The sequence below is a fragment of the Paenibacillus sp. 7541 genome, assembly GCF_002276395.1.
Lineage (GTDB): Bacteria > Bacillota > Bacilli > Paenibacillales > Paenibacillaceae > Paenibacillus_AQ > Paenibacillus_AQ campinasensis.
On the sequence record NZ_NQLZ01000029.1, the window covers coordinates 1 to 24,496 of the forward strand.

At 52.3% G+C, this 24,496-nt stretch carries 24 protein-coding genes; 13 read left to right on the forward strand and 11 right to left on the reverse strand.

Annotation, left to right across the window (positions count from 1 at the left end):
* Positions 1 to 97: 97 nt before the first annotated feature.
* Positions 98 to 613 carry a MogA/MoaB family molybdenum cofactor biosynthesis protein gene (locus tag CHH75_RS17460; protein ID WP_095265750.1) on the reverse strand — a complete coding sequence of 172 codons (516 nt, stop codon included), beginning with the start codon at positions 611 to 613 and terminating at the stop codon, positions 98 to 100.
* 109 nt (positions 614 to 722) lie between these two features.
* Here CHH75_RS17460 and CHH75_RS17465 point away from each other — a divergent pair, with 109 nt between their 5' ends.
* From CHH75_RS17465 to CHH75_RS17490, 6 genes are all read left to right on the forward strand, one after another.
* Positions 723 to 1,886, forward strand: a complete 1,164-nt coding sequence (locus tag CHH75_RS17465) for a CobW family GTP-binding protein (RefSeq protein WP_095398783.1) — start codon at positions 723 to 725, stop codon at positions 1,884 to 1,886.
* A gap of 144 nt (positions 1,887 to 2,030) precedes the next feature.
* A complete protein-coding gene (locus CHH75_RS17470) occupies positions 2,031 to 2,369 on the forward strand; it encodes a four-helix bundle copper-binding protein (RefSeq protein ID WP_095265655.1) in 339 nt (112 codons plus the stop codon).
* 191 nt (positions 2,370 to 2,560) lie between these two features.
* The gene (locus CHH75_RS17475) at positions 2,561 to 3,454 is read left to right on the forward strand and encodes an ATP-binding cassette domain-containing protein (RefSeq protein ID WP_095398784.1); all 894 of its coding nucleotides are present in this window, start codon (positions 2,561 to 2,563) and stop codon (positions 3,452 to 3,454) included.
* The gene (locus CHH75_RS17480) at positions 3,454 to 4,182 is read left to right on the forward strand and encodes a hypothetical protein (RefSeq protein ID WP_095398785.1); all 729 of its coding nucleotides are present in this window, start codon (positions 3,454 to 3,456) and stop codon (positions 4,180 to 4,182) included. The genes CHH75_RS17475 and CHH75_RS17480 overlap by 1 nt, the downstream gene beginning before the upstream one ends.
* Before the next feature lie 75 nt (positions 4,183 to 4,257).
* Complete coding sequence (locus CHH75_RS17485) at positions 4,258 to 4,722, forward strand: hypothetical protein (RefSeq protein ID WP_095265652.1); 465 nt, start codon at positions 4,258 to 4,260, stop codon at positions 4,720 to 4,722.
* Positions 4,723 to 4,790: 68 nt separating this feature from the next.
* Positions 4,791 to 5,714 (forward strand): S-layer homology domain-containing protein, encoded by a 924-nt coding sequence (locus CHH75_RS17490; RefSeq protein ID WP_095398786.1) that lies wholly within the window; start codon positions 4,791 to 4,793, stop codon positions 5,712 to 5,714.
* Between the two features lie 272 nt (positions 5,715 to 5,986).
* On the opposite strand, the gene CHH75_RS17495 is transcribed toward CHH75_RS17490, so the two are convergent.
* Both CHH75_RS17495 and CHH75_RS17500 read right to left on the reverse strand, forming a co-directional pair.
* Positions 5,987 to 8,092, reverse strand: coding sequence for an ABC transporter ATP-binding protein (locus CHH75_RS17495; RefSeq protein ID WP_095265650.1), 2,106 nt, complete (start codon positions 8,090 to 8,092; stop codon positions 5,987 to 5,989).
* On the reverse strand, positions 8,093 to 9,850 hold the full coding sequence (locus tag CHH75_RS17500; protein ID WP_095265649.1) for an ABC transporter ATP-binding protein: 1,758 nt from the start codon (positions 9,848 to 9,850) through the stop codon (positions 8,093 to 8,095).
* A 568-nt stretch (positions 9,851 to 10,418) separates the two neighbouring features.
* On the opposite strand from CHH75_RS17500, the gene CHH75_RS17505 reads away from it, so the two are divergent.
* Positions 10,419 to 10,724, forward strand: coding sequence for a HesB/YadR/YfhF family protein (locus tag CHH75_RS17505; protein WP_095265648.1), 306 nt, complete (start codon positions 10,419 to 10,421; stop codon positions 10,722 to 10,724).
* Between the two features lie 49 nt (positions 10,725 to 10,773).
* The gene (locus CHH75_RS17510) at positions 10,774 to 11,226 is read left to right on the forward strand and encodes an NUDIX domain-containing protein (RefSeq protein ID WP_095265647.1); all 453 of its coding nucleotides are present in this window, start codon (positions 10,774 to 10,776) and stop codon (positions 11,224 to 11,226) included.
* A gap of 98 nt (positions 11,227 to 11,324) precedes the next feature.
* On the opposite strand, the gene CHH75_RS17515 is transcribed toward CHH75_RS17510, so the two are convergent.
* On the reverse strand, positions 11,325 to 11,840 hold the full coding sequence (locus CHH75_RS17515; RefSeq protein WP_095398787.1) for an ADP-heptose synthase: 516 nt from the start codon (positions 11,838 to 11,840) through the stop codon (positions 11,325 to 11,327).
* 182 nt (positions 11,841 to 12,022) lie between these two features.
* On the opposite strand from CHH75_RS17515, the gene CHH75_RS17520 reads away from it, so the two are divergent.
* Complete coding sequence (locus tag CHH75_RS17520) at positions 12,023 to 13,768, forward strand: ABC transporter ATP-binding protein (RefSeq protein ID WP_095398788.1); 1,746 nt, start codon at positions 12,023 to 12,025, stop codon at positions 13,766 to 13,768.
* Between the two features lie 152 nt (positions 13,769 to 13,920).
* Here the strand turns inward: CHH75_RS17520 and CHH75_RS17525 are convergent, their stop codons facing one another.
* Both CHH75_RS17525 and CHH75_RS17530 read right to left on the reverse strand, forming a co-directional pair.
* Positions 13,921 to 14,364, reverse strand: a complete 444-nt coding sequence (locus CHH75_RS17525) for a DUF441 domain-containing protein (protein ID WP_095398789.1) — start codon at positions 14,362 to 14,364, stop codon at positions 13,921 to 13,923.
* Between the two features lie 81 nt (positions 14,365 to 14,445).
* Positions 14,446 to 15,426, reverse strand: coding sequence for a YpdA family putative bacillithiol disulfide reductase (locus CHH75_RS17530; protein ID WP_095266188.1), 981 nt, complete (start codon positions 15,424 to 15,426; stop codon positions 14,446 to 14,448).
* Between the two features lie 394 nt (positions 15,427 to 15,820).
* Here CHH75_RS17530 and CHH75_RS17535 point away from each other — a divergent pair, with 394 nt between their 5' ends.
* Positions 15,821 to 16,417 carry a DUF2087 domain-containing protein gene (locus tag CHH75_RS17535; RefSeq protein WP_095266272.1) on the forward strand — a complete coding sequence of 199 codons (597 nt, stop codon included), beginning with the start codon at positions 15,821 to 15,823 and terminating at the stop codon, positions 16,415 to 16,417.
* Between the two features lie 89 nt (positions 16,418 to 16,506).
* Here CHH75_RS17535 and CHH75_RS17540 read toward each other — a convergent pair whose 3' ends face one another.
* The 4 genes from CHH75_RS17540 to CHH75_RS17555 form a co-directional block, all read right to left on the reverse strand.
* Entirely contained in the window at positions 16,507 to 17,133 is a 627-nt protein-coding gene (locus tag CHH75_RS17540; protein WP_095266189.1) for an FMN-dependent NADH-azoreductase, read from the reverse strand.
* An 82-nt stretch (positions 17,134 to 17,215) separates the two neighbouring features.
* Entirely contained in the window at positions 17,216 to 18,058 is an 843-nt protein-coding gene (locus CHH75_RS17545) for a DUF4097 family beta strand repeat-containing protein (RefSeq protein ID WP_095398790.1), read from the reverse strand.
* Entirely contained in the window at positions 18,055 to 18,603 is a 549-nt protein-coding gene (locus CHH75_RS17550) for a DUF1700 domain-containing protein (protein ID WP_095266191.1), read from the reverse strand. Before CHH75_RS17550 ends, CHH75_RS17545 begins: the two co-directional genes overlap by 4 nt.
* A gap of 1 nt (position 18,604) precedes the next feature.
* On the reverse strand, positions 18,605 to 18,925 hold the full coding sequence (locus CHH75_RS17555) for a PadR family transcriptional regulator (RefSeq protein WP_095266192.1): 321 nt from the start codon (positions 18,923 to 18,925) through the stop codon (positions 18,605 to 18,607).
* 228 nt (positions 18,926 to 19,153) lie between these two features.
* Here CHH75_RS17555 and CHH75_RS25360 point away from each other — a divergent pair, with 228 nt between their 5' ends.
* Positions 19,154 to 19,288 carry a hypothetical protein gene (locus tag CHH75_RS25360; RefSeq protein WP_255223059.1) on the forward strand — a complete coding sequence of 45 codons (135 nt, stop codon included), beginning with the start codon at positions 19,154 to 19,156 and terminating at the stop codon, positions 19,286 to 19,288.
* A gap of 109 nt (positions 19,289 to 19,397) precedes the next feature.
* Here CHH75_RS25360 and CHH75_RS17560 read toward each other — a convergent pair whose 3' ends face one another.
* Complete coding sequence (locus tag CHH75_RS17560) at positions 19,398 to 19,637, reverse strand: hypothetical protein (protein ID WP_095266193.1); 240 nt, start codon at positions 19,635 to 19,637, stop codon at positions 19,398 to 19,400.
* Between the two features lie 471 nt (positions 19,638 to 20,108).
* On the opposite strand from CHH75_RS17560, the gene CHH75_RS17565 reads away from it, so the two are divergent.
* The gene (locus CHH75_RS17565) at positions 20,109 to 20,420 is read left to right on the forward strand and encodes a ubiquitin family protein (protein WP_095398791.1); all 312 of its coding nucleotides are present in this window, start codon (positions 20,109 to 20,111) and stop codon (positions 20,418 to 20,420) included.
* 82 nt (positions 20,421 to 20,502) lie between these two features.
* Complete coding sequence (gene essC / locus CHH75_RS17570; protein ID WP_095398792.1) at positions 20,503 to 24,483, forward strand: type VII secretion protein EssC; 3,981 nt, start codon at positions 20,503 to 20,505, stop codon at positions 24,481 to 24,483.
* Positions 24,484 to 24,496 lie beyond the last annotated feature (13 nt).

Below are 24,496 nucleotides of genomic sequence, written 5' to 3' on the forward strand. Positions count from 1 at the left end.
GACAATCTGACAGCGGCGCGTTAGCGCCGCTGTTTTATTATTGACTCAGCTAAGCGGGTTTTTCGGAAACGCAGCTGCTGCGTGACGCCACGATTTCCTAGCCCTGCTTGTCCAGCTCCCGCTTCACGTGACGGAGCTCCGGCACGAGGATGCGGCTGAGCGCCAGCTTGACGGCGCCGGTCGAGCCCGGCATCGAGAATACGGCGGTATTGCCGACGGTTCCGCCGATCGCCCGGCTTAAGATAGCGGCTGGCCCGATATCTTCTGCAAAGCTGAGGTAGCGAAAAATTTCGCCGAAACCGGGCAGCTCCTTATCGAGCAAGGAAGCAACCGCCTCGTACGTCGTATCCCGTCTGGATATCCCGGTTCCACCCGTCAGCAGCACGGCCTCGACCTCGGGATCACCGGCGGCTTCATGGATCAATTCCCGAATCGTGTCGTAGTCATCCTTCACTATCATTTTTTTGACTACACGATATCCCGCTTCTTCAAGCATCTCGCGCATCAGATGGCCGCTGCGGTCATTCTCCTCTGTTCTTGTATCAGATACGGTCACAATCATGCAGTTTACGGTCTGAGGCGCTTCTTGTCTATGTTCTTCCACTGAATTCATCATCAAATCACATCTCCTGTCTCGTTATTGCGGCATCTGTTGCAGTCCTGCGTTCATTTGTAGTACACTCGCTAGCATAATACACTAACGGTAGTTAAAGGAGTACTTTATGGATCATCGTGTAACGCCCATCTATATTTTATCAGGTTTTCTTGGCAGTGGAAAAACAACGCTGCTCACCCGCTTCATCAGTCACTGGAAGCAGCAGGGACTGAAGCCTGCCATCGTGATGAACGAGATCGGCGAGGTGAACATTGACGGTTATATCGCCGGCCAAGATGTTCCCACAGCCGAAATGCTCAGCGGCTGCATCTGCTGCTCCATCCGCTCTGACCTGTCTTCGGAGCTGGCGCTGCTGATCCAGCGGGAACAGCCGGATGTCATTGCCATTGAAGCTACGGGGGTCGCGAATCCGGTGGAGATTCTGGATGCGATTGCCGAGGCTTCATTGTATATGAAGGTGGATCTGAAACAGCTGATCACCGTGGTGGATGCAGGTCATCTGCTGGAGCTGCACCGAGAGCAGAAGGGCAAAACCTACCGTCTCATGCAGGAGCAGATTCGGGCAGCGACCTTGCTCATTTTGAATAAAATCGATCGCATTAAGGACCATGAGCAGGCGGAGATCCGTCAGCTGCTCACGCGCTGGAATCCGTATGCGCCGATTGTGCCGGCATCGCATTGCGAGGTGGATGTTGAAGCGCTGCTCGTTGGCCGGACAGCCGATGTGGTGGACGCTACAGGCCAGGGAAGCGGCAGCGGCGTTGCGGAATCTTCTGTACTGTCAGCTGGCTCTCCCGCGGCTGCGTCCCATTCCGCAGCACGAAGCCGAACCGCAACTGCGGCCGGCAGCCAATGGAATTCAGACGCTGATCATCACGGCCAGGGCGGTCATGACCCTCATAATGATCACCAACAGGACCATGAGCATCACCATCATGACCATGACTCTCATGATCACAAGCATCACCATCACGACTCTCACGATCATGTCATGTCCTACACCTATTATTTCTCCCGACCGGTCAACAGCGAGGCGTTTGAGCGATTCATATCCGAGCTGCCGCGGGATGTGTATCGGGCCAAAGGAATATTGACGTTCAGCGATACGAACAGCCGCTTTCTGTTCCAGTATGCTTATCGGGAAACAGACTTTACGAAAATTACGCCGCAGGGGGAACTGCCCGATGTGGTTGTGTTTATCGGAGAGCACTTTCATAAATCGGGGCTCGAGCAGCAGCTTCAAGCGCTTGAAAATGAGGAGCACGGATAAACATCTAATCTAATCTGCTCTGTTCTCTAATCTGTGCGCTTAAGGTCCCGTTTCCTCGTATTGCTCGTCAGGTTGGTTCAGCCGACCGGTTCGTGTTTAATAGATTGACATAGCGTTTTCAAGACAGCAAGGAGGATCTGATCGATGTTGACTGAGCCTAAGTACGAACAATGTATTGAAGCTTGTATTCGATGTATGAACGCTTGCAATGTGTGCTACGTTTCGTGTCTGAAGGAATATGAGCTGGCCAAGCTGCTGGACTGCATTGCGATCGACCGGGAGTGCGCAGATATTTGCGCTTATGCTGCCCAGGCAATGTCACGCAACAGCCCTTTTGTCAAAGAAATAGTCGAGCTATGCATCAAGATTACGACGGCATGTGCCGAGGAATGCGGCAAGCATGACCACGACCACTGCAAGCAATGCGCAGAAGCCTGCAGACAATGCGCCGAGGCTTGCCGGGAAATGCTGAGCCATCTTTAAGCCTGAGTGTTTGCTATATGAGGAAGTCCGGCTTCGTAATGGAGCCGGGCTTTTTTTGAGTGACGGCATGTTTTAAGTTATGGCGTTCCTAGGGTGAGGCTGGCACACGTTGATAACGTTACGGAGAACCTCTATAATTACGACTATGGAACGATGATGTATCCAATGAATGGAATTGTAGGTGGGTCGCTTTGGAGAAGGTACTCGAACTCATCAAGGTGGATAAACGCTTCGGCCAATATGCTGCCTTGACGAATATAACATGGAGCCTGAAGCAGGGGGAGTGCGCTGCGATTGTCGGGGGAAACGGAGCCGGGAAAAGCACGCTGCTCCACATCCTTGCCGGCCTTATCCGGCCATCCGGCGGGTCGCGGATTGCACATATAGACCCGCTGCGGATCGGCTACGTCCCTGAGCGATTTCCGGCGACCCGCTTCCGTCCGACGGAATATTTGCGTCATGTGGCGGCGATCCAACGGCTTGCCAAATCGGAGGCGGCAAGACGCATCGATGCGATGATGGCGGTGTTCCAGCTTCCAGACACCAGTATGATGCGAAGCTCGAAGGGGATGCTGCAAAAGGTAAATCTGATGCAGGCGCTGCTTCGCCAGCCGGATCTTCTCCTTCTTGATGAGCCGCTGTCTGGACTCGATGAGGCAAGCCAGGCTGAAATGGTCGGCCTCTTGAATGAGACGAAGCGGCTGGGCACGGCGATCGTCATGTCTGTACATGAGCCGCTGCTCATTTCTTCGGTCGCTGACCGGGTGACCCGGCTGAGCAGGGGGCGGATCGTGCATGAAGGACCGCCGGAGATTCGCATCAGCCGGGAAGAAGATGAGATGAGGCTGGAGTTCGCGAATGTGGCGGCACATCTGTTGTCGGAGCTGGAGGAAGCCAGCGGCTTCCTCCGCTGGGAAACGAAAGGCAAGACTGGAGCGGTCATTGTGCGCGCCAGTATTGCTGATGACGTAATGCTGCATATTTTGCAGTCAGGCGGGTCCATCCTCGGTGTGCAGCGGCTGCATGAGCGTTCAGGCGCCGCGGGAGTGCCGGCCCAATCAGCAAGGAAGGGGGCGCTCGCTTAATGATGCCTCTGATCCGCTATATGATTGCGAATTACACGCGTTCCTATCGTTATTTTGCACCGGTGGCTTTTATGCTCATCTCGGTGGTCTTCATATATGCTTATCGGCCCAATCCGATTATGGACAGCTATGCGGTTACGGCTGCTTTGTTATTTATAGGCTCGGCCTGGCTCGGGATGAATTTCCTGAATCATGATCAGGGCAGACAGGCTGTGCTGCTCATTGTTCAGAGCGGGAGCGCGGGACGCTATTACATAGGTCAATATCTGGCCATTATCCTGATTGCAATGATGTTTAGTCTGTTCGCGGTCGGCTACCCGATCGCTGCCAATATGTTTGACAAGCCGATAACGATGTCCGAGCTGGTGATTGGATATTCAGCACATGCTGTATTAACCATGCTGGGCGCATCGCTGTCGATGTATTTTCAATCGGGATGGATGGAGAACCAGGGAAGAGCGGCAGGTTTGCTGCTGCTGGTGATGATTGTTTCATTAGCCGGACAGAGTGTCGGGAACCAGCTGCCGGAAGCGGCATCCCTTGTTCGTTATCTATTGCCGCCGGTGTGGCTGGTCATGGATATGATGGTCAATGCGCCGGTGCGCGGGCAGGCGGTTCAGATCCTCGCGATCCTGTATGCCTGGCTGTACAGCCTGGTTCTTCTTGCCGTATATGTGTGGTGCGCCCTTCGCCGGGATGCGGCCGTTCCGGCTCAAAAAGGCGGTTGAACAACCGGCCTTCTTCCTATACCATTAAGAATAATAGATATAGCAGATGGTAAATAGTCAAGACAGGAGGACGTTATGAAAAAATCCTTACTGCTGGACAGCGAACATTCCAGAGAACTGTTTGCCTATTTCGGGTTGGCGGTATACTACTCCCAAGCGCTGGAACAGCAGCTTGCGAATCTGCTGATGTTAATCAAGCTCTCCCAGGGGAGCGTGCCTTCGGAGGAGGATTTTACACAGTTGTATCAGCGCAAGCTCAGCAGTTCTTTAGGCCAGCTGGTGCATGAGATCCAGCATTACTTTCCGTTCTCCGAGGAAGAGACGCAGCAGCTGAAGGAAGTGTGGAAACAGCGGAATTATATCGTTCATGATTATTTTAAGGAACGGATCCATGAAACCTTCACGCCTGCCGGTCGAACGAGAATGATCCGGGAGCTGTCCGCCTTCAAGGACCAGGCGCAAGCGCTGGAGCAGAAGCTGCAGGGCTACTCTCGTGAGATGTATGTGAAGCTTGGCTTACACAATGAACAGAACGTTTAGTAGAAAATAGGACATTGCTGAAACATTTCGCCATACCTCCACGTCAGAAGGAATAGGAGGTGGAAATAATGAACAAAACTACAAAACTGATAACTTCCATTCTTGTGACTTCGTCGCTTCTTGGTGCGGGTGCCGCTTCCGCTTTTACGGATATCCAAGGGGAGCAGCCACTGCAAATGGTGAAGGAGCTTCAAGCGAAAGGAATTATTCAAGGCGTAAGCGCCGACAAATTCGCACCGTCCAAGACAATCACGACAGCACAGGCTGTGCAAATGATTGTGAATGCCGCTCAGCTGGAGTCTATAGCTGGTGCGGGCGACGCTCGTGTGAATGTGCCTGAGAACGCCTGGTATGCGGATGCCGTTCAAATTGCTGCTGAGCATGGACTGTCCGTATCCGAGAACATGAAATGGAACGAAGCGATCACGCGCGAGGCGTTCGCGCAATTGCTGTATGAAGCGGTTGAAGTAACCGGCCCGTATCCGGTCATCAAGATGTACATTAACGTGGCGGATGCGGATTTGATGAAGCAGGACAGCCTTGGTGCGGTTCAGTTTCTGCTGTTAACGAAAATTGCCGAGCTGGATGAGCAAGGGAACTTCCGTCCGACAGACACGCTGACACGGCTGGAAGCGGCTGAGCTCGCTTACCGTGCGGTTCAGTTCTTAGAGATGCATCAGGAGAACGCGATTCCTGACAAGCCGGAGCAGGACGACCCAGCGGTTACGACCGAAGTTGTCAAAGTGGATGCGAACGAGAACAAGGTTATCGTGACTAAAGAGGATCTGCCAAATCCGGGATATGCAATTAAGATTACGTCCGTGGATTATGTAGGTGAAGACGAGGCTGTCGTATACTACACGGTGGTCGAGCCTGATCCTGACAAAATGTACCCTCAGGTCATTACAGCAGGTTCTGATGAAGTGCTGGTGCCGGCTAAGTACACCAACATTACAACCAAGCTTGCAGACAAGCTGGAACTGCTGCCATAATCGGATTCAGATTTCTTCAGCCGCTTAAGAGACGGCTGTAGCGATCCTGCCAGTAAGAAAAGGCTGCATCGCCCGCGAACTTTACGGTTCGCAAGGGCGCTGCAGCCTTTTTGCATGTGCTAAATGTTACAGAATCTCGCTTGACGCTTGGGTTATAAACGATGGTTCGGCCTCAAGACGCATGCCTCTAGCGCGGTATTCGAGCTTCAAACGATGGTCCAGGCTTTCAGGCCTCAGCTTATGCCTGCTGACGAAGACCGCAGCTTCGGCGCTTACGCCTGGCCTCCGGCAAGCTGGCCGGCTGAAGCGCCGACAGCCTCGGGCGCCTCGGTGGAGGCTGGCTCTGGGCCGCCCTGCTGAAGCTGAACCATTTTGTAGTACCGCCCGCCCATCTTCATCAACTCCTCATGGGTGCCGCGCTCTACAATTTCTCCGCGATGCAGCACCAGAATCTGATCCGCATTGCGAATGGTAGACAGGCGATGGGCGATAATGAAGGTGGTGCGGCCCCGTTTTACGACCTCGAGCGCATCCTGGATCAGCGCCTCGGTCTCCGTGTCGATATTGGCGGTCGCTTCATCCAGAATGAGAATAGCCGGATTGAAGGCGAGCGCCCGGGCGAAGGAGATCAGCTGCCGCTCGCCGGCTGACAGCGTGCTGCCCTTCTCAATGACAGGCTCATCGAAGCCCTGCGGAAGATGGAGGAGCAACCGGTCGGCACCGACATCCCGCAGCGCCTGCTCAATTCTCTCCCGGGGAATATCCGGATCGCCCAAGCTCACGTTCGAAGCGATGGTGCCTGTGAACAGGTACGGGTCCTGAAGCACGATGCCCATATGCTTCCGCAGATGCTGTTTCGGTATTTCCGTAACGGGAACACCGTCAATGGTGATGGTGCCTTGCTGCGGATCGTAGAAGCGGAACAATAAATTGATGATGGAGCTTTTGCCGGATCCGGTGTGACCGACAAGAGCGACGGTCTGGCCTTGCTTGGCTTCAAAGGCGATGTTCTTCAGCACATAATCTTTCTTATAGGCAAACGACACATCCTTAAATTCCACATCGCCTTTATAGCGCGGCATGGAACCGTCGTTTACCCGCTCGCCAGGTTCATCCATCAGCTCAAACACCCGCTTTGCGGAGACGATGGACGTATCCAGTGCGGCAAGCTGATTGACCATGCCGGTAATCGGCTGGAACATGCGGCCGAGCAAATCGACGAATGCATACAACACACCGATGGACACAATCCCGGCCCCGTTCAGCGATCCTGACCCGAAATACCACAGTACAACCACCAGGGAGACGTTCCGAAGAATGTTGACCAGGTTGTGGGTTGTCAGGGAATTCAGGTTCAGCATTTTGTTCTGATGGGCAAGGTAGTCCGCGTTCAGATCCTCGAATTCTTTCTGGGTTGCCTTCTGTCTGCGGAATACGCGGATGATCTCCATGCCCTGGATCGATTCATTAATGATGGCATTAATCTCGCTTAAACGCGAACGGATGACGGTGTTGTATCGGGTGGCGAATTTCCGGTACAGAATCGTCCATATGACCAGCATCGGGATGACAAACAGACTGATAAGCCCCAATCTGACATCCAGCAGGAACAGCGCGATATAAATCCCGGTAATGTATACAATACCGGAGCTGAAATTGGACAGTACCGCAACGAACAGATCTTTAACCGCTTCGGTATCGTTAGTAACGCGGGATACAACCTTGCCTGCTGGCAAATTGTCAAAAAAGTGAACCGGCAGGCGCTGAATATGCGCGTATACATCGGTTCTGAGCTTCTGGATTACCCGATTCGCCGCTGATTGCAGCCAGTAGGTTCTTCCGAATACGGTAACCATCGAGATAAACAGGCAGACGAGGAACAGTCCTACCAGCTTGTAGATGCTTGGCAGCTCCGGCTTGTAAAATTCAAACAGCTCCTCGCGAGACAGCTGGACGGCCGGATACTGATGCAGCTCCCCGTTATAGGACAGGCTCAGCATGCCGTCCTGGAAGGAGCGCTCGCCATCGCTGCGCGCCACCGCTTCGGGAATGAAGTAGAAGCTTCGCCCGACCTGGAGAATGCGCACCTCCTGCCCCCGGCTTTCGTTCTCGCCAAATCGGTCTTCTCGCTTGTAATATTGATCCTGATATCTTGCGGCGCCATCCGCCTGGGTCGTTTCATAATAAGGCTTCTCAATGCCCAGAATGTGATCGTCGATCATCGTCTTGGCGATGAACGGACCGGCCAGCTCGGCAGCAACCCCGATCGCCAGCAGGATCAGAGCGGCAATAAACGTTCCTTTGGCTGTGAGCGCATAGCGGAACAGCCGCTTTCCGATCCCGGATTGATGTTTGAATGTCGGTTCATTGGGCGTCAATTAGGACACCTCCTCAGAGGTTAGTTTGTTCTCAAGCTGCTGGCGGTCGTATTGCTCACGGTACCAGCCGTTCATCGCCAGCAGTTCCTCATGTCTGCCCTGCTCGACGATGCGTCCTTCTTCAAGGACGATAATCCAGTCGGCATGCTGGACGGCAGACAGCCGATGTGTAGAGATCAGCGTGGTCTTGCCTGCACGTTTAGTGCGGATGTTGTCAATAATGCGCGCCTCGGTTCGGGCATCGACCGCCGACAAGGCGTCGTCCAGAATCAGAATTTCCGGATCGCTGATGAAGGCGCGAGCGAGGGAGACGCGCTGCTTCTGCCCGCCCGAGAGGGCTACGCCCTTCTCGCCGACAAGGGTATCGAGCCCGTCGGACAGAGTGGACAAGTCCTGGTCAAATGCCGCAGTGGCGATCGCTTCCATAATCAACTCGTCGGAGGCATCCTTTTTACCGAACTGGATGTTTTCCCTAACGGTCTTGGAGAACAGAATTTGCTCCTGCGGCACATAGCCGATCCAGCTGTACAGATGATCAAGCGTCAGCTGTTCAATCGGCACACCGTCAAAGCGAATTTCGCCCGAGCCGGTCGGATATTCATGAAGCAGCTGCTTCAGCAGCGTCGACTTCCCGCTGCCTGTGCGTCCGACGACGCCGAGTGTCTGACCTTTATTCAGCGTGAAACTGATGTCCTTCAGGTTATCCGCCGAAGAGCTCGGATAACGGAACGTGACGTTGCTGAATACGATGGAGTTCGGCACTGCCGGAGTTTCCGGCTGTTCCGGGTCTGTGACGTCAGGCGGTGTTTTCAGCGTCTCGTTGACGCGGTCCAGGGAGGCGCCGCCGCGCTGCATAATGTTAATCAGCTCGCCGATGGCGAACATTGGCCAGATCATCATCCCGAGGTACATGTTGAAGGCAACCAGATTGCCAAGCGTAATCTCGTTCTGGAAGACGAGGTACACCCCGTACGACAGACCGATCACATAGCTGAGGCCGATGGAGAAATTGATCGTTGGCTCGAACAAGGCATCTACTTTGGCTACTGCCAGATTTTTGCGGTATACATCATCCGTGATGTCCTGGAACCGCTTCTGGTCCGCCCGCTCCTGGACGTATGCGCGGACAACGCGCACGCCGGCCACGGATTCAAGCACTTGGTCGTTCATGACACCGAAAGCGTCCTGGGCGAGCGTATAGCGCTTGTGAATGGCCCGCCCGTAAATGACCATCCCGATCGCGATGATGGGCATCGGCAGAATGGCAGCCAGCGTCAGCTTCCAGCTGACCAGAAAGCCCATCGCAAACAGCACGGTGAACAAAAAGACGGAGGAGTCTGTCAGCACGAGCATGCCAAAGCCGGCGGTAGCCGCGACAGAACGCAGGTCATTCGTCGCTTTGGCCATCAGGTCACCCGTCCGGTTGCGCTCGAAGAACGGTGGCAGCATGCCGAGCAGATGATTCATGTACCGGGTGCGCAGCAGCCGCTCCACCAGGTTGGCCCCGCCGAACAGGCGGTGCATCCAGACATAGGTGGCCGCGTAGACGACAGCCACGATGCCCAGTATGAGCAGCAGGTAGCGTGTCAGCGAAGCCCATGTGATCGTGCTGGTGACGATGTCGTCAATCGCGTTGCCAAGCAGAAGCGGCGGGAGCAGTTCGATCACACCGCAAATAATGAGCAGGAACAGGCCGACAAGGTAACGTTTTTTCTCTTGTTTAAAGAACCACCCTAAATTTTTAAGTACAGCAAACACTAGAAACCCTTCCTTTCGTGTGGGAGGTGCAGTCTAAGCTCCGGGTTAAACTAAAAAAAGCACATCATCCGCGAAAGACGGACGATATGCTTCCTTATCATTCAACGTATCTTACGCACGGGGATACGACTGTGCGTGCATAAGGGTCAAGGACCACAATGGAGTTACCCAGCAATGAGCGGAATCCATCAATCCTCGGTAAGATGTGCACCGGCAGGGAGTCGATCAATATTCAATTGCAAGCATTGTCCATCCATATCATGGAGCATAAAATGTACTTGATTGAACATGAGTCTCACCCTTCCTTTCATTTTACAATAAATTGAAATCGCGCTCGTATGGATTGAATTCTATCATCGGGTACCGGAATGTGTCAAACAAAATTTCAGAAAATCTTCATTATTTTTGCGAAACAGGCGGGGGGATTACGGCTGAAAATGTTTGTATCCCTGAGCCGGTTTGCGTTATGATACTAATACACCCTGCATATGACAAGTTTTAGACATGGTTTTCAAGTTCAGGGTAAACATACGTTAGAGAACCTCATGAAAAGGGGAGTGTATAGAGCATGCAAATCGAAGTCACCAATGAGGCTGCCCGCTGGTACAAGAAAGAGCTTGAGCTGGAGAGAGGTAAGGCCATTCGCTTTTTCCCGAGATACAGCTCTGGCGGAGGACTGCATCCCGGATTTTCTCTCGGTATTTCCGTGGAAGAACCGGTGTCGCCGGGATTGACGGAACAGGCCGAGGATCTGCTTTTTTTTATGGAAGAACACGATTTATGGTATCTGGAAGGCTATAAGCTAAGCGTGAAATATGTGGAATCACAGGATGATATTTCGTATATTTATGAAAAAGAGGGCGCAGTTAATTAACCTCGGTTGTAAGTCTGCAGCGCTGCCTTAGGGAAAGGAGGCTCCTTGGATGAGCGTATTTCAACGCGATATCAGGCCTTATATTGGCAGAAGATCGAGCATTCAGGTCAAGGCGGCGGTGCTGGTGCTGAATGATAACGGAGAGGTGCTGCTTCTGAAGAGGCCGCGCAGCGGCGAATGGGGGCTTCCATCAGGCAATTTGAAGCCGGGGGAAGCGCTGGAGGATACAGCTGCAAGAGAGCTGTGGGAAGAGAGCGGCCTGGTGGCCGATCGTTTGCGCCTGCTTGATCTCTTCTCGGGACCACGATATGTCAAAAAGCATCCCGGCGGGGATGAGGAGTATTATGTGATCGGGTTGTACGGGGCCGACGGAGTACGCAGTGCCATCAATATGCCGCAGGGCAAAGATAGCGAAGTATCCTTAAAGTATTTCGGCTTTGACGAGCTGCCGAAGCTCGATCCTCTTGCCGTTCGCCTTTTGGATCACATAGGGCAGTCATGAATCGATAGCAGCAGGCCAGTGGCCGATCGTATGCGATTCCCCGCAAGGGGAATTTTTTTTCGGATACATACGCGGATGGGTAAGTAAATAGGAACAGGCTATTCCGCCTGCTCCGGAAATGGCAGCTCCAATGCAAAATCAAAATCATCGATGTCGTATACCTGAACCGGGAGTGCGTTCTCGATAATGCGTTCGATCAGCTCGTACTGGTCGGTGATGATCGGCGCTTCCGTCCGTCCGGCTGTAAGCAGCAGTTCGGTCTCCACGGGATCGAAAATATCTCCGTACGTGGCGGTATCCATCGCATTGATAACGGTGACGATCGTTCTGTCACCTATCGGAATGCTGGGGCTCTTCGCCCACGGCACTTGAAGCGCGCGATCGATTTTCTTCTTGTTCAGCGGCTCCTCAAAATATTGAATCAACTCACCGATTTTATCCCTGACATGCTGATCATCGGCAGTGTTGGTCATAAGCGGCTCGGGGCTCGGCTGCAATTCATAAAGCTCCATAATCGTGGTATAAGGAATAATAAATTCTACGGGCTTGGGCGGAACCACGAGTTGCCCATAGATGGCAAGCATAACGGCTTCCGTCACAAAAACTCTGGTCATGAATAAGATCCTCCCTGCAGGGGCGTTAATACGTGATCGAATTTTGCGTAATCCTGAATAGGGATTCTGCAACAATCCTGAAAAATCAGTTTAGAACTAATAAATCATTGAAGCGCGTAAATGTCAACTTGCTCTCGAAACAGCGGGCTTGCTGCAACTAAGAAAGGAGCTGTTACTCACCGTTGAAGTCCTGGAAATTGTACTACCCATTCGTCAAACCATACATGAAGTGGATTATCCTCACGCTGATCATTGGCATGATCAAGTTCTCGATTCCTCTATTGCTGCCGATGATTATGAAATATGTGGTGGATTCGCTCCTGATCAATCCGGAACTGACCAATCAGCAGAAGATTCATGATCTGATGATGGTGCTCGCCGGGACGCTGGTGCTGTTTGTGATTGTCCGCGGTCCGGTTGAATATTTACGGCAGTATTTTGCCCAGTTTATAACAAGCCGCATTCTGTTCGATATGCGCAATCGGCTGTACGCCCATCTTCAGCGCCTGTCACTCCGGTATTATCAGAACACCAAGGTCGGCGAGGGGATATCCCGATTCATCAATGATGTCGAGCAATCCAAAAATCTGGTTGAAGTCGGCATGATGAATATTTGGCTGGATATGTTTACTTTGCTGTTTGTTTTAATAATTATGTTCTTCATGAACCCGATGCTTACGCTCGTGTCCATAGCGGTGCTGCCTTTATATGCGTTGGCTGTCAATCTGCTGTATAAGCGGCTCAAAAAGCTGACGAAGGATCGCTCTCAGGCGCTGGCGGGCATCCAGGCTTATCTGCATGAGCGGATTCAAGGCATTTCCGTGATTCGCAGCTTCACACTAGAGCGTTATGATCGCAACAAATTCGAAGGCATTAACGGCAATTTCCTGAACAAGGCGATGGCGCAGACGAAATGGAATGCCCTTACGTTCTCCGTCATTAACACATTGACAGATATCGCCCCGATTCTGGTCATTGGCTATGGGGGCTACCGGGTCATTCAGGGGGACCTGACGCTCGGGACGTTTGTCGCCTTCTTCGGGTACCTGGAGCGGATGTATGCTCCGCTGCGGCGGCTGATCAATTCGTCCACGGTGCTGACCCAGGCGTCAGCGTCGCTGGAACGGGTGCAGGAGCTGCTGGACGAGCCCTATGATATTGTGGATGCACCGAATGCGAGAAAGCTGGATAAGGCGGGACAAATCCAGTTCGACCGGGTATGGTTCCGGTATAACGATGAGAATGGATGGGTGCTGAAGGATATTAACCTGACCATTGAGCAGGGGCAGACCGTGGCCTTTGTCGGCATGAGCGGCGGCGGTAAGTCCTCCTTGATCGGACTGATCCCGAGGTTCTACGATGTGCAGCAAGGGGCGGTCAGAATTAACGGGCAAGACGTCAAGGAGCTGACGCTGGAAAGTTTGCGCGGCTCGGTCGGGATGGTGCTGCAGGACAATTTTCTGTTCAGCGGTTCCGTACGCGAAAATATTATGTTCGGCAATCCGAAGGCCCCGGAGGAGGAGATCATCGCGGCTGCGAAAGCAGCGAATGCGCATGACTTTATTATACAGCTGCCGCAAGGCTACGACACCGAGGTGGGCGAGCGGGGGGTCAAGCTGTCCGGCGGGCAGAAGCAGCGGCTGGCGATTGCCCGGGTGTTCCTGAAGGATCCGGATATTCTGGTGCTGGATGAAGCGACATCTGCGCTTGATCTGGAATCTGAACATTTGATTCAGCAGGCGCTGCAGTCGCTGTCCAGCAACCGGACCACGCTGATCGTAGCCCATCGTCTGTCCACCATTACCCATGCCGACCAGATCGTGGTGCTGGAGAATGGCCAGATCACCGAGCAGGGCACACATCAGCAACTGATGGACCGGGAAGGCAGCTACGCGAGACTGTACAATGTGCAGCATTTGGAGGCGTAGGCAGGCGAATACAGCATCATGCATGATATATAAAAAAGGCGGTTCCCAGTGTCACGGGAACCGCCTTTTCTATACCGGTGCGGGGCAATTTTGCAGCTCTATTCGCTGCAATAACCCGGCCATAGGGTACGCAGGAAGCGCAAGTCGCCGGATTACGACTTGCCAATCAGCAGCGACAGCAGCCCTGCCGCAATGAGCGGGCCGACCGGTACGCCGCGCAGCAGGGCGACGCCAAGCACCGTGCCGACCAGAAGGCCAGCGACGACAGTCGGGTTGCTGCCCATGAGGGAGGCGCCGCGCCCGCCAAGATAGGCAACGAGCATGCCGACGGCAATCGCAAGCAGCGACTTCCAGTTCAGAAATGATTCCCCGATGGTGGCCAGGCTCATCTTGCCGCTCGCCAGCGGAGCCATCACCCCAATCGTCAGGATGATGATTCCGATATTCAGTCCATGCCGCTCCAGCCAGGGAAAGGCTTGGTGAAGACCGGTTACCCGGACGAGCAGCAGCACAATCATGGCGATGGCAACCGGAGAGTTGCTGCTGATGATGCCAAGTGCGGCCAGTCCGAGCAGGACCAATGCGATAACATCCATTCGTATCATCCTCCTTTCGAATGAGGTGGTCTCTACCTCAAGCTCATCCAGGCCTGAGAATTGAAATGACCGCAGTTCCGATCAGCGCCTGGAGGCGATAATATCCTCGGCGATAAGTCGGCCGTGGAAGCGGCCGGTCTCGATGAACACTTCGTTGGCGTTGCGGCCGGATGCGATCACGCCGGCCACGTACAGTCCGTCCACATTGGTTTCCATCGTCTCAGGGTTCAAGCGAGGCTTGTCCATACTGTCGTCCAGTTCAACCCCGGAGGCTGTCAGCAGCTGCCGGTCCGGGCGGAAGCCGGTTAATGCCAGCACGAAGTCATTGTCGATCTTCTTCGTTTCTCCGCTTGCAGAGGTGATCGTAATGGTGTTCTGCTCGATCTGGGTTACCCGGGATTCCAAATGAAGCTGGATGCGCCCTTTTTGCACCATGCTTTCAAACAGCGGGCGCACCCACGGCTTGATGTTGTCTGATACGGCGCTGCCGCGGTACACCATCGTAATGTCTGCCCCGACACGAATCAGCTCCATGGCAGCGTCTACCGCGGAGTTGCTGCCGCCGATAATGGCTGTTCTCATTCCTGCATACGGATGCGCTTCGCGGAAATAATGCGTAACCTTGTCCAAATCCTCGCCCGGAATGCCAATATAATTCGGATGATCAAAATAGCCGGTGGCGATGACGACATGCTTCGCTTGGCGGACGGATTCCTCCCCGCTGCGTTTGCGTGTCTTCACTTGGAAGCTGCCGTCCGGCTGCTTCTCAACCGCTAGCGCCTCTTCATAAGCCGAGATTCTGAGATTATAATGAGCCGCGACCCGGCGGTAATAGGCCAGTGCTTCATGCCGATACGGTTTGTCATTGGATATGGCAAAAGGAATATCTCCGATCTCGAGCATTTCTGCCGTACTGAAAAATTGCATATGTGTAGGATACAGGTAGATGGAATGAACGACATTATGCTTGTCGATCAGCTCCACGTCAAGACCGCGCCGGCCGCATTCGATGGCCGCCGCAAGCCCGCACGGTCCTGCGCCGATGATGAGTACATCTAACATGGGTGAACCTCCTTATGTAAACAGCTTAGGCGAGATCAATCAGCATATTCATCCTACAGCAATTGACGGCATAAATCCAGAATGAGGCCGGATTTTTCATAGGTCTTGTAGGAGGGGGTGTTGACTTTGGTTCAATAATTAGATTAATATCTAATTAGATGATTATATAATTAGATTGGTATTAAATAATAGGCCTAATAACAGGTGAGAAACGAAGGAGATGCGGAGACGGGAGAAGCAGAGCGCATGCCTCTTGTCCCTGGATATCAACCGCCAGAGACGGTGAATGAAGAAATCCGGGGCAGAGCGATCGGAGTGTCCTCTCCATCCTGCCTTATTGTGCCGTTATCCTTTCCATATCATTCTGGTCATTCTGGGCAGAAGGAGCAAGGAGATGCAGCTGGATAAAATCGTAAATGTACATAAAGTGCTTGGAGATCCGAACCGGATGCGGATATTGATGATGCTCAGCGGAGGGGAGATGAACGGACAGATGCTGGCGCAGCGCCTGCATCTGTCGCAGCCGACAGTGACCTTCCACGCTTCCAAGTTGAGGGAGGCGGGGCTTGTCCGGGAGCGGAGGGACAAGAACCATGTTTATTTTTCGCTCCAGCCCGAGTATATAAAGGAAGTGTTTGATGCGTCGCTGTCGTTTATTTTTAACAAAGGAGGTGAGTCGTCTATGTCAGTGGCCACGAATGAGACGTTTAAGGCGTCGGTGCTGAAAAATTTCTTTGGCAAGGATGGCAGGCTTCGCTCGATTCCGGCCCAATATAAGAAGAAGCTGGTGGTGCTTGAATTTATGGTGGAACAGTTGTCTCCGGGGCAACCATACAGCGAGAAGGAAATCAATGAATTTATTAAGCAATTCCATGAGGATTATGCTACGATCCGCCGTGAATTTATTATGCATGAGTATATGTACAGGGAGAACGGCATTTATGTGCGGAACCCGCGCGAGATGTGGACGAAATGGGAAGAAGTGCATTAAGCGAATGAGAAAACCGCCTGCGGTCAAGACCGTCAGGCGGTTTGGGTTTACATCGGAGTCTGTGCTTATTCACAAGCCGGGAGCTTATATTAGAAGCCTGCAGCTGTTTTTCTTACAAGCTCAAGACCGGATTGAACAATGTTCTCTGCTTCAGCAGGAAGCTGGTTGTGACCTTCGATGACGATGGTCTCGATGTCTTGCACGCCCCAGAAACGAAGGGAGTTGGTGATGAAGTTAACAGCCATTTCCGCTGCAGCCATTGGGCCTTCGGAATATACGCCGCCGCGGGCGTTCAGGAGAACGACCTTTTTGTCCGTTACGAGACCGACAGGGCCCTCAGCTGTATACTTGAACGTTCTGCCTGCTTGGTTCAGGTAATCCACATAGGTATGAAGGACGGCAGGAACAGTCATGTTCCACAGCGGGAAAGCAAATACGACTTTATCGGCAGCCAGGAATTGGTCCAGATATTTATTTACAGTGTCTGCAGCCGCTTGCTCTTCCGCAGTCAACGCAATGCCGTTAGCCGCTTTATAAAGGCCGACAATTGCATTGTTGTCATAGTAAGGAAGATTCTCCGCGAACAGGTCCAGCTCCGTAATGCTGTCTTGCGGATGGTTCTGCTTGTAAGTTTCTACAAACTCATGATACATTTTCACACTGACCGATTGATCAATGCTGCGGTTGTTGGCTTTGATGAATAGTACGTTAGACATAAATAGGTAACTCTCCTTAAGAAGTATTGTGATTAACTTTACAAAGTATAGTATATATCCTTTCTCCTGTTTGTCAACCGCATCATTGTACAATCGTAATATTGCCGGAGTAGGTTTCCACTGTAATCGTATCGGTCGTTTCTTTCGGTGAATCAGGTGCCTTTACGTTGCCGGAATCAGTTTTTAGATCATAGAACCCTCGGAAGGTGGAAGCCGGTTGTACCGAAATATTGCCTGATCTTCCCTGAATGTTGACGGGGAAGTTGTCGCGCATGACCAAATTGATGGAGCCGGAATACGATTCAATGTTTACCGGACCGCTGACTTGATCAAGCTTCACATTTCCGGAGCGGCTCAGCAGCTCGATGGGAGCCTCGATGTCGGAAGCTACAATGTTGCCGGAGGATAGATCCATGTGGAGCTGATCTGCTGTTATGTTGGCCAGTGTAATATTGCCGGATCCGACAGAGATGTCAATGCGCTTGGATGCGGCGTTATTTAATTTGATATTATTGGCATGAGAGGAGATCGTAAATTCCTCAAGACGGCTCTGGTCCGGGAGCACGACGTCAATTGTGCCCTTGGGCGTACGGATATCGGCAGCCATAATTTGTGGTCTCATCGGAGACATGATGTCCATATCCAATACGGAGCCTGAAAGCTCCAACCCTTCGAGCGCCTCAACCAGCTCGGGAGGAATGAGTCCTTCGAACCGGATGTAGCCGCTGCTGCTTTCACCGGCACGGACGGAAATGTTCATGTTGATGCCGCTTTTAATATCGAGTGATACTAACTGATCTTCCTTCAGTTCCCACTCGCGGGTATAGTTCGTATATTCAGGGCCGAACTTGAACTTGTTAACTGCCATGCCTGCGAAACCGACAGCGATAAGTAGGACTGCCAGGATCTTCATCTTTTTGTTCATTGGTGTGTTCTCCCTTTCATCACGCGCGTATTCCAGTTTGAATAGCCGCGGGTAAGCTTGGTCAGCGCGGAAAAGATGAGCCGCGATGCCTGCCACAGAAATAGGCCGAATCCGACGAGCGCGATGCTCAGAAACAGCTTGGCGGGATAGAAGCTGTCTTGAAGTATATAATCCACGACGACCAGGGCAGGGCTTATGACAGCGGCGGCTGCGCTTAAAGCGACGCCTCCGCCGGTGATCCACAGAGCGGCCAGGAGCGGATAGGCTATCAGCCCGAACAAGGCCAGGCCGGTTGCAATGAATGCTTTAGCCACGGTGTTCCGTTCGTTAGCAGGCGGTGCCTGAAGCGGGTGTAGATCTCCAAGCGCCTCGCGCGCGATTACGAATGGGTCCCCAAGCTCCTCGGCAATCTCCTTCTCCGTGCGGCCGTTCTGAAGCCCGAAGGCAAAGTGGGCTTCCATATCCTGAATGAACTCTCGCCGTTCATCCGCAGGTAGAATGGCAAGCCTTGATTCCAAAATGGAGATAAACTGTTTTTTTGTCATATTAATTTCCTTCCTCTATCAAATTGGTGACATTGCGTACGAATGCCGACCATTCCTTCACCATCTCCTGCATGTAAATGATCCCGCTTTCGGTTAGCCGATAATACTTGCGTGGCGGCCCCTCCGTGGACTCGCGTAAATAGGTTGTGCAGTAGCCCTCCTTGACTAGCCTGCGCAGAAGGGGGTACAGGGCGCCTTCGGCCACCTCGATATGCCTGGACACGGACTGGGCCAATTCGTAACCATATTGATCCTTGCGGTGAATCAATACGAGAACGCACAGCTCCAGAACGCCTTTTTTAAATTGAATATTGACATCCATGGGTCATGGCCCCTTTTCAACTCATTGGTAGTAATTAATAATCAGTAGCTGATAATAAATATATCATTCAGTACTGAATAATGCAATGTACTAGTTATAAAAACGATTCAGAATGGAGACGTGCCGCATCATTTCGGCGTTTGAACGCGTCAATACGAGGTTAATAGAATTTACAGAACATTCGTGAACAGGGTTCATTTTCCAATTCCCAATGAAAGGATGGGCAGCATGTCGATCGATCGGTTTATCGTCAGGAAACTGGAAACATGCCGGGAGTTAACGACAAGGAGTAATCTCGTCAAATTGCTGCAGATTCGGATTGCTAAAGTATGGGAGGCGGAGGAGAGGAGCCGGAAAGGTTAAATGACAGTGGTACGATTATATCAATGGTCCGCTCATTCCCCGTAGCGGGTACTTTGCTTGAAGCGAAGCACGGGTTCGGGTATGAGCCCAAAAAAAGGGCTATCCCTCTTTAGAAGAGGGATAGCGCAAGGGAATCATTTTCACTTTTGCTGTGGAGAATAGCCTCGGAGCCCTCGATTTCAATGCTGATCAGGGAGTTGAGGCATTTTTTCAGCGCTTTTTTACCATTGTGAATTTTATGATCAAGTGCGCTGCTCAACAATTTTAACACCTTTTGTACCGGTTGCTTGCTATCTGTCGTAAAATAGACAGGGACCGGCTTGTTTTGAAACATGATCAACGTTCTCATTATAATCACCTCACGAAAGTTATTTCATGATATTTGCATTATAAAGGGCCAATCTTAAAATAACCTTAAATTCAGAATATTAATCAGCAGCTATTTTGCAAGATTGACAGATTTGTGAACGCAGGCAGGAACCGGGATTCAGCTCGATTCGATGGGAGATGGCTTGCTCTTGAATCTTGCAATTGAGACTCAAGTATCATATCTTTCATATGGAGTGATAGTACATAGGAAATATGACACAAATTGACAGGGTCAGATCTGGAATGATATAGTTACAATAATGTAACTTTTTAAAAAGGATAAATGGAGGGAAAGTTTCTTCCTTAATGAACAAGAGCTAGTAGGGATAGAAACGACGAAATTTTCCGGAAAATCCCATAAAAATTGCCGAATTAAGACTTTGGACATATGTTTGGACTTTCGTAATGGAATAAACTATGATTACGATGATTTCAGGAGGGCGAGCTCACGATGATACTCACCGTGATCAGCGGACGTAATGAACGAGATTGGTTTGATATTGAAGTGCCTGACCATTGCCAGGTCGGAGAATTGATCGAATTGCTGGGATTGCGGCTCTATCAAAGTGCATCTCAAGAAGGAATTCAATATATATTGGAAGGGAAATTTCCGGAAGGTCTGTGGTTTAAGGTCGAGGAGGGGGCGAACCTCGCGGAAGCAGGACTGAGGGAAGGCACCTGTATCCGGTTACAGCGGGCGTTCTCCACAACGGAAGAGGAAGCGCCGATCTACGGCAGAAGATCGCTGTTTCAGGAAACTTGAGTTTGGGTATATAACCCTTTGATTTCCATTGAATCGATCGCCTGCATATTTCAGATGCTCTGGATTAGGGGGAAATGAGAATATGAACTTGCTGTATCAGCGTTCGCCGCGCATTAAGCCGGCTTTGAGTAAAGAAGAACTAGAGATTTTAAGGCCTCCGTCAGAGCCGAGCAAACCGTCATTCTCGATCATTTCGATTATTATACCGATTGTTATGACCGCGGCTACCGTCGGGATGTATGTGTACATGTACATGAGCGGAAGAATGGGCAACAGCAATCTGATGATGATTCAGTTAATGATGGTTTTTATGATGATGACATCTTATACGCTTCCGTTTTTTGTGTACTTGAGCAACAAGAAGACGTATCAGAAGAAATTGGAGGAACGGAGTCAGAAATACCGTGCTCAGCTGGACATTCACCGTGAACAGCTGAAGGAGCGGCAGCAGGAACAGGTTCAGGTGCTGTTTGATATTCATGGCGATCCGGAGGTTTGCTATCAGATCGTGAAGAATCGGAACAGCAGCCTGTGGGAGCGTTCGCCGGAGGATTCGGATTTTCTTGAGGTGTGCGTAGGGCAAGGGGAGGTCCCTTTTCATATCGAGGTGAAGCCTCCAAGAGCTGACGGGTATGATAAGGAACCGCTCATTGCTGCGGCAGAGGAGCTTGCGGCGGAATTTCAGACCGTTGAGAACGCGTCGATATGTCTGCCTTTGTTCCAGTCCAAAGTTATAGGCATTGTAGGCGCGAGGGAGCAGGTGCTCAGCGCGCTGCGGGTCATGATGGCCCAAATTACGGTAAGACATTCGCCGGATGAAGTGAAGCTGGCTTCCTTCTACGAGGAGAAAGAGGCGGCCGAGTGGGAATGGCAGCGCTGGCTGCCGCATATATGGGATGATGATCGTTCGCTGCGCTACATGGCCGACCGGAGAAGCGTTGCGCATCAGCTGGCGGACCAGCTGTTTACCCAGCTTCAACGCCGCAAGAGCAACCAGACCGAGTATAACAAGAAGACGATTGAAACCCCGGTGTACGTCGTTGTGCTGTCTGACACCCGCCTGATTGAGGAGGAGCCGCTGTTGCCGCTGCTGCTGGAAGATGCGGAGAAGGTCGATGCGGTGACGATTATACTGTCGGACCGCAAGGAAAGCCTGCCGATGCAATGCCAGCTCATTGTGGACGTAGAGCGTGGACGGGCGGTTTCAACCATGAAGAAGCCGGATGCAACCGTCTCCTTGCAGAGCTATGTTCCGCATACGATCAGCCGTGAGCAGTCGGAAGCGATGGCCCGCTATATGGCGCCGATTCGGCTGAAGCGATCGTCCGCCTCGGATATCCCGAGTGTTCTGACACTGTTTGAAATGATGGATGTCCAGAAAGTGCCCGAGCTTGAGGTGCTGCGGCGCTGGAGACAGAATCGTTATCCGGACACATTGCCGGTACCGATGGGCGTAAGAGCCGGGGGCAAGAAGATTAACCTGAATCTTCATGACAAAATCGAACGTCAGGGTCATGGGCCCCACGGGCTGATTGCGGGCACAACCGGCTCCGGTAAAAGTGAAGTCATTCAGTCGATCGTCGCTTCGCTTGCCGCCGAGTTTCATCCCCATGATCTGGCGTTCATGCTGATCGACTACAAGGGCGGCGGGATGTCCAATACGTTCATCAATCTGCCGCATGTGGTGGGCACGATCACCAACCTGGACAACAATCTGATCGAGCGGGCCAAAGTGTCGCTGAAGGCCGAGCTTGTCAGACGCCAAAAAATATTGAACGATGCCGGCAACCTGCAGCATATCGATGAATACTACAAGCTGCTGCGGAGCCGGCATGGCGAGCCTCTTCCGCATCTTGTCATCATCATTGACGAGTTTGCGCAGTTGAAGAAGGATCAGCCTGAGTTTATGGACGAGCTGATCAGCATCGCCGCGATCGGACGTACGCTCGGCGTGCATCTGATTCTTGCCACGCAGAAACCGGCAGGCGTCGTGGACGACAAAATATGGAGCAACTCGCGTTTCCGAATTTGTCTTCGCGTACAGAGCGAAGGTGACAGCCGGGACATGCTGAAAATCCCGAATGCGGCCTGGATCAACAAGCCGGGCAGAGGTTACTTTCAGGTGGGCAGCGACGAAGTGTTTGAGGAGCTCCAGTTTGCCTGGAGCGGTGCTCCTTATATTGAAGATACCAAACAAGAGGGAACGATTGTGGTCAAGGAGGTCCGCATTAACGGCAAGAAGGAGCCGATGCTAAGCGTCGATCCGAGAGGCAGCGCCCAAGAGGAAGTTCCGAAGCAGCTTCAGGTGTTCATCGACCATTTGGCCGAGCTGGCCAAGGAAGAAGGCATCCGGAAGCTGCAGGGACCTTGGCTTCCTCCGCTGCCGGAGCATATGGATCTTGACGAGGTGCCAGGCAGCGATGCTGCCGAAATCCAGGGCGAGGCGCTGGCAGCTTATGTCGGAATGCTGGATGATTTGCCGAATCAGTGCCAACGGCCATTCGTGTTAAATCTGGAGCAGGGCCACTGGGCTATCTACGGAATGCCGGGACTAGGCAAAACGACATTTGTACAGACGATCCTGATGTCGATCGCCAGACGTTTTACCCCTGACCAGTGGCATGGCTACATTGTGGATATGGGGAGAATGCTGCGCGATTTCAGCGGATTGCCGCATATCGGCGGCGTTATGAATGCGGAAGAGGATGACCGGATTCAGCGCTTGTTCCGCTATTTGTCGAAGACGGCCAATCAGCGCAAGGATCTGATCGCGGAGGCCGGTGTCAAGACGATTGCCTCCTACCGCCGGACGACAGGGGAGCAAGTGCCGCAGATTGTGGTCATCATCGACGGCTATTTGAACTTCCGGAACAGCTATCCGGAAGAGAACGAGATGATCGAGTATTTGCTCCGGGAAGGCGGCAGCCTGGGCATGACGTTCATTATAACGGCGAACCGGATATCCGACATGTTCGAGAAGGTTCGCAGCAACATTGCCAACGCCGCAACCTTTGAGCTTGCCGACCCGGCGGACTACTACTATGCTGTCGGGCGTCCGTCCAGAGCGCCAAGCCAGCTTCCTCCGGGAAGAGGACTGGTGAAAGGACAGGTTCCGCCGCTGGAATTCCAGATTGCGCTGCCTGCAGCCGGTCAGGATGAAGGCGCGCGTTCCGGCGCATTGCGGGCAACGATCCAGGGGCTCAAGCAAGCGTGGCAGGGCGATGCCGCACCGCGCATCGAATCGCTGCCGGAGAAGATTATGCTTCACCCGCTGCTTGAGCGCATCGGCAGCGGGCCGGCAACGGACCGATTGGCCCGGTACGAAGTGCCTGTCGGCCTGACCACCGATGATTTATCGCCGTTTCGAATCAATCTTCAGGACGGCCCGCATTTCATCGTTGCCAGCCCGATGGAGGGAGGAAAGTCGACGTTCCTGCTTAGTTGGATTTTATCTCTTTCCTACTGTACAGCGCCGGAGAACCTGGAGATTTATACTGTGGATACGAGGTATGGGAGCAGCGGCTTGAGCAGCCTGCGAGACCTGCCGCATATTAAAGGCCATGCAACAAATGAAGAGGAGCTGCGTCCGATTATTGAGGAGCTGTATCACAAAATCCAAACTCGTACGAAGGACGGGGATGATCCGGCGATCGTGCTGTTTATCGACGATGCCGATGTGCTCAGCAAACAGCTGGCCGACTTTACGGTCAAGGATCAGCTGACCGCGATTGTGCGTCAGGGTCGGGACCGCGGGGTTCATGTCGTGCTTGCCGGCGTGCCGGCAGACTTCCCGACCTTCGGGGTGGACTGGGTAACGGATGTAAAAGCAGCTCAGAACGGATTTTTATTTGGAACATTGGATACGAACGATTTATCGTTCTTTAGAATTCCTTTTTCAGAGTCTACGAATAGTCCTGGAGGGCTAAAGATCCTTCCGCCGGGACAAGGGTACTATGTCAAACGTAAGTATTTCCGGATAAAAAGTGCCGTTCCGTTCGATGACCAGTGGAACGCCCAGAAATGGGTCTCAGAAATTCGCGACATATGGCATGTTGTAGTTTGAGAGGAGGTGGCTC

Coding starts and splice junctions, on each gene's coding strand:
- CHH75_RS17460 (WP_095265750.1), bottom strand. CDS start 613: ATGAATTCAGTGGAAGAACATAGACAAGAAGCGCCTCAGACCGTAAAC.
- CHH75_RS17465 (WP_095398783.1), top strand. CDS start 723: ATGGATCATCGTGTAACGCCCATCTATATTTTATCAGGTTTTCTTGGC.
- CHH75_RS17470 (WP_095265655.1), top strand. CDS start 2,031: ATGTTGACTGAGCCTAAGTACGAACAATGTATTGAAGCTTGTATTCGA.
- CHH75_RS17480 (WP_095398785.1), top strand. CDS start 3,454: ATGATGCCTCTGATCCGCTATATGATTGCGAATTACACGCGTTCCTAT.
- CHH75_RS17485 (WP_095265652.1), top strand. CDS start 4,258: ATGAAAAAATCCTTACTGCTGGACAGCGAACATTCCAGAGAACTGTTT.
- CHH75_RS17490 (WP_095398786.1), top strand. CDS start 4,791: ATGAACAAAACTACAAAACTGATAACTTCCATTCTTGTGACTTCGTCG.
- CHH75_RS17505 (WP_095265648.1), top strand. CDS start 10,419: ATGCAAATCGAAGTCACCAATGAGGCTGCCCGCTGGTACAAGAAAGAG.
- CHH75_RS17510 (WP_095265647.1), top strand. CDS start 10,774: ATGAGCGTATTTCAACGCGATATCAGGCCTTATATTGGCAGAAGATCG.
- CHH75_RS17515 (WP_095398787.1), bottom strand. CDS start 11,840: ATGACCAGAGTTTTTGTGACGGAAGCCGTTATGCTTGCCATCTATGGG.
- CHH75_RS17525 (WP_095398789.1), bottom strand. CDS start 14,364: ATGGATGTTATCGCATTGGTCCTGCTCGGACTGGCCGCACTTGGCATC.
- CHH75_RS17530 (WP_095266188.1), bottom strand. CDS start 15,426: ATGTTAGATGTACTCATCATCGGCGCAGGACCGTGCGGGCTTGCGGCG.
- CHH75_RS17535 (WP_095266272.1), top strand. CDS start 15,821: ATGCAGCTGGATAAAATCGTAAATGTACATAAAGTGCTTGGAGATCCG.
- CHH75_RS17540 (WP_095266189.1), bottom strand. CDS start 17,133: ATGTCTAACGTACTATTCATCAAAGCCAACAACCGCAGCATTGATCAA.
- CHH75_RS17545 (WP_095398790.1), bottom strand. CDS start 18,058: ATGAACAAAAAGATGAAGATCCTGGCAGTCCTACTTATCGCTGTCGGT.
- CHH75_RS17550 (WP_095266191.1), bottom strand. CDS start 18,603: ATGACAAAAAAACAGTTTATCTCCATTTTGGAATCAAGGCTTGCCATT.
- CHH75_RS17555 (WP_095266192.1), bottom strand. CDS start 18,925: ATGGATGTCAATATTCAATTTAAAAAAGGCGTTCTGGAGCTGTGCGTT.
- CHH75_RS25360 (WP_255223059.1), top strand. CDS start 19,154: ATGTCGATCGATCGGTTTATCGTCAGGAAACTGGAAACATGCCGGGAG.
- CHH75_RS17560 (WP_095266193.1), bottom strand. CDS start 19,637: ATGAGAACGTTGATCATGTTTCAAAACAAGCCGGTCCCTGTCTATTTT.
- CHH75_RS17565 (WP_095398791.1), top strand. CDS start 20,109: ATGATACTCACCGTGATCAGCGGACGTAATGAACGAGATTGGTTTGAT.
- essC (WP_095398792.1), top strand. CDS start 20,503: ATGAACTTGCTGTATCAGCGTTCGCCGCGCATTAAGCCGGCTTTGAGT.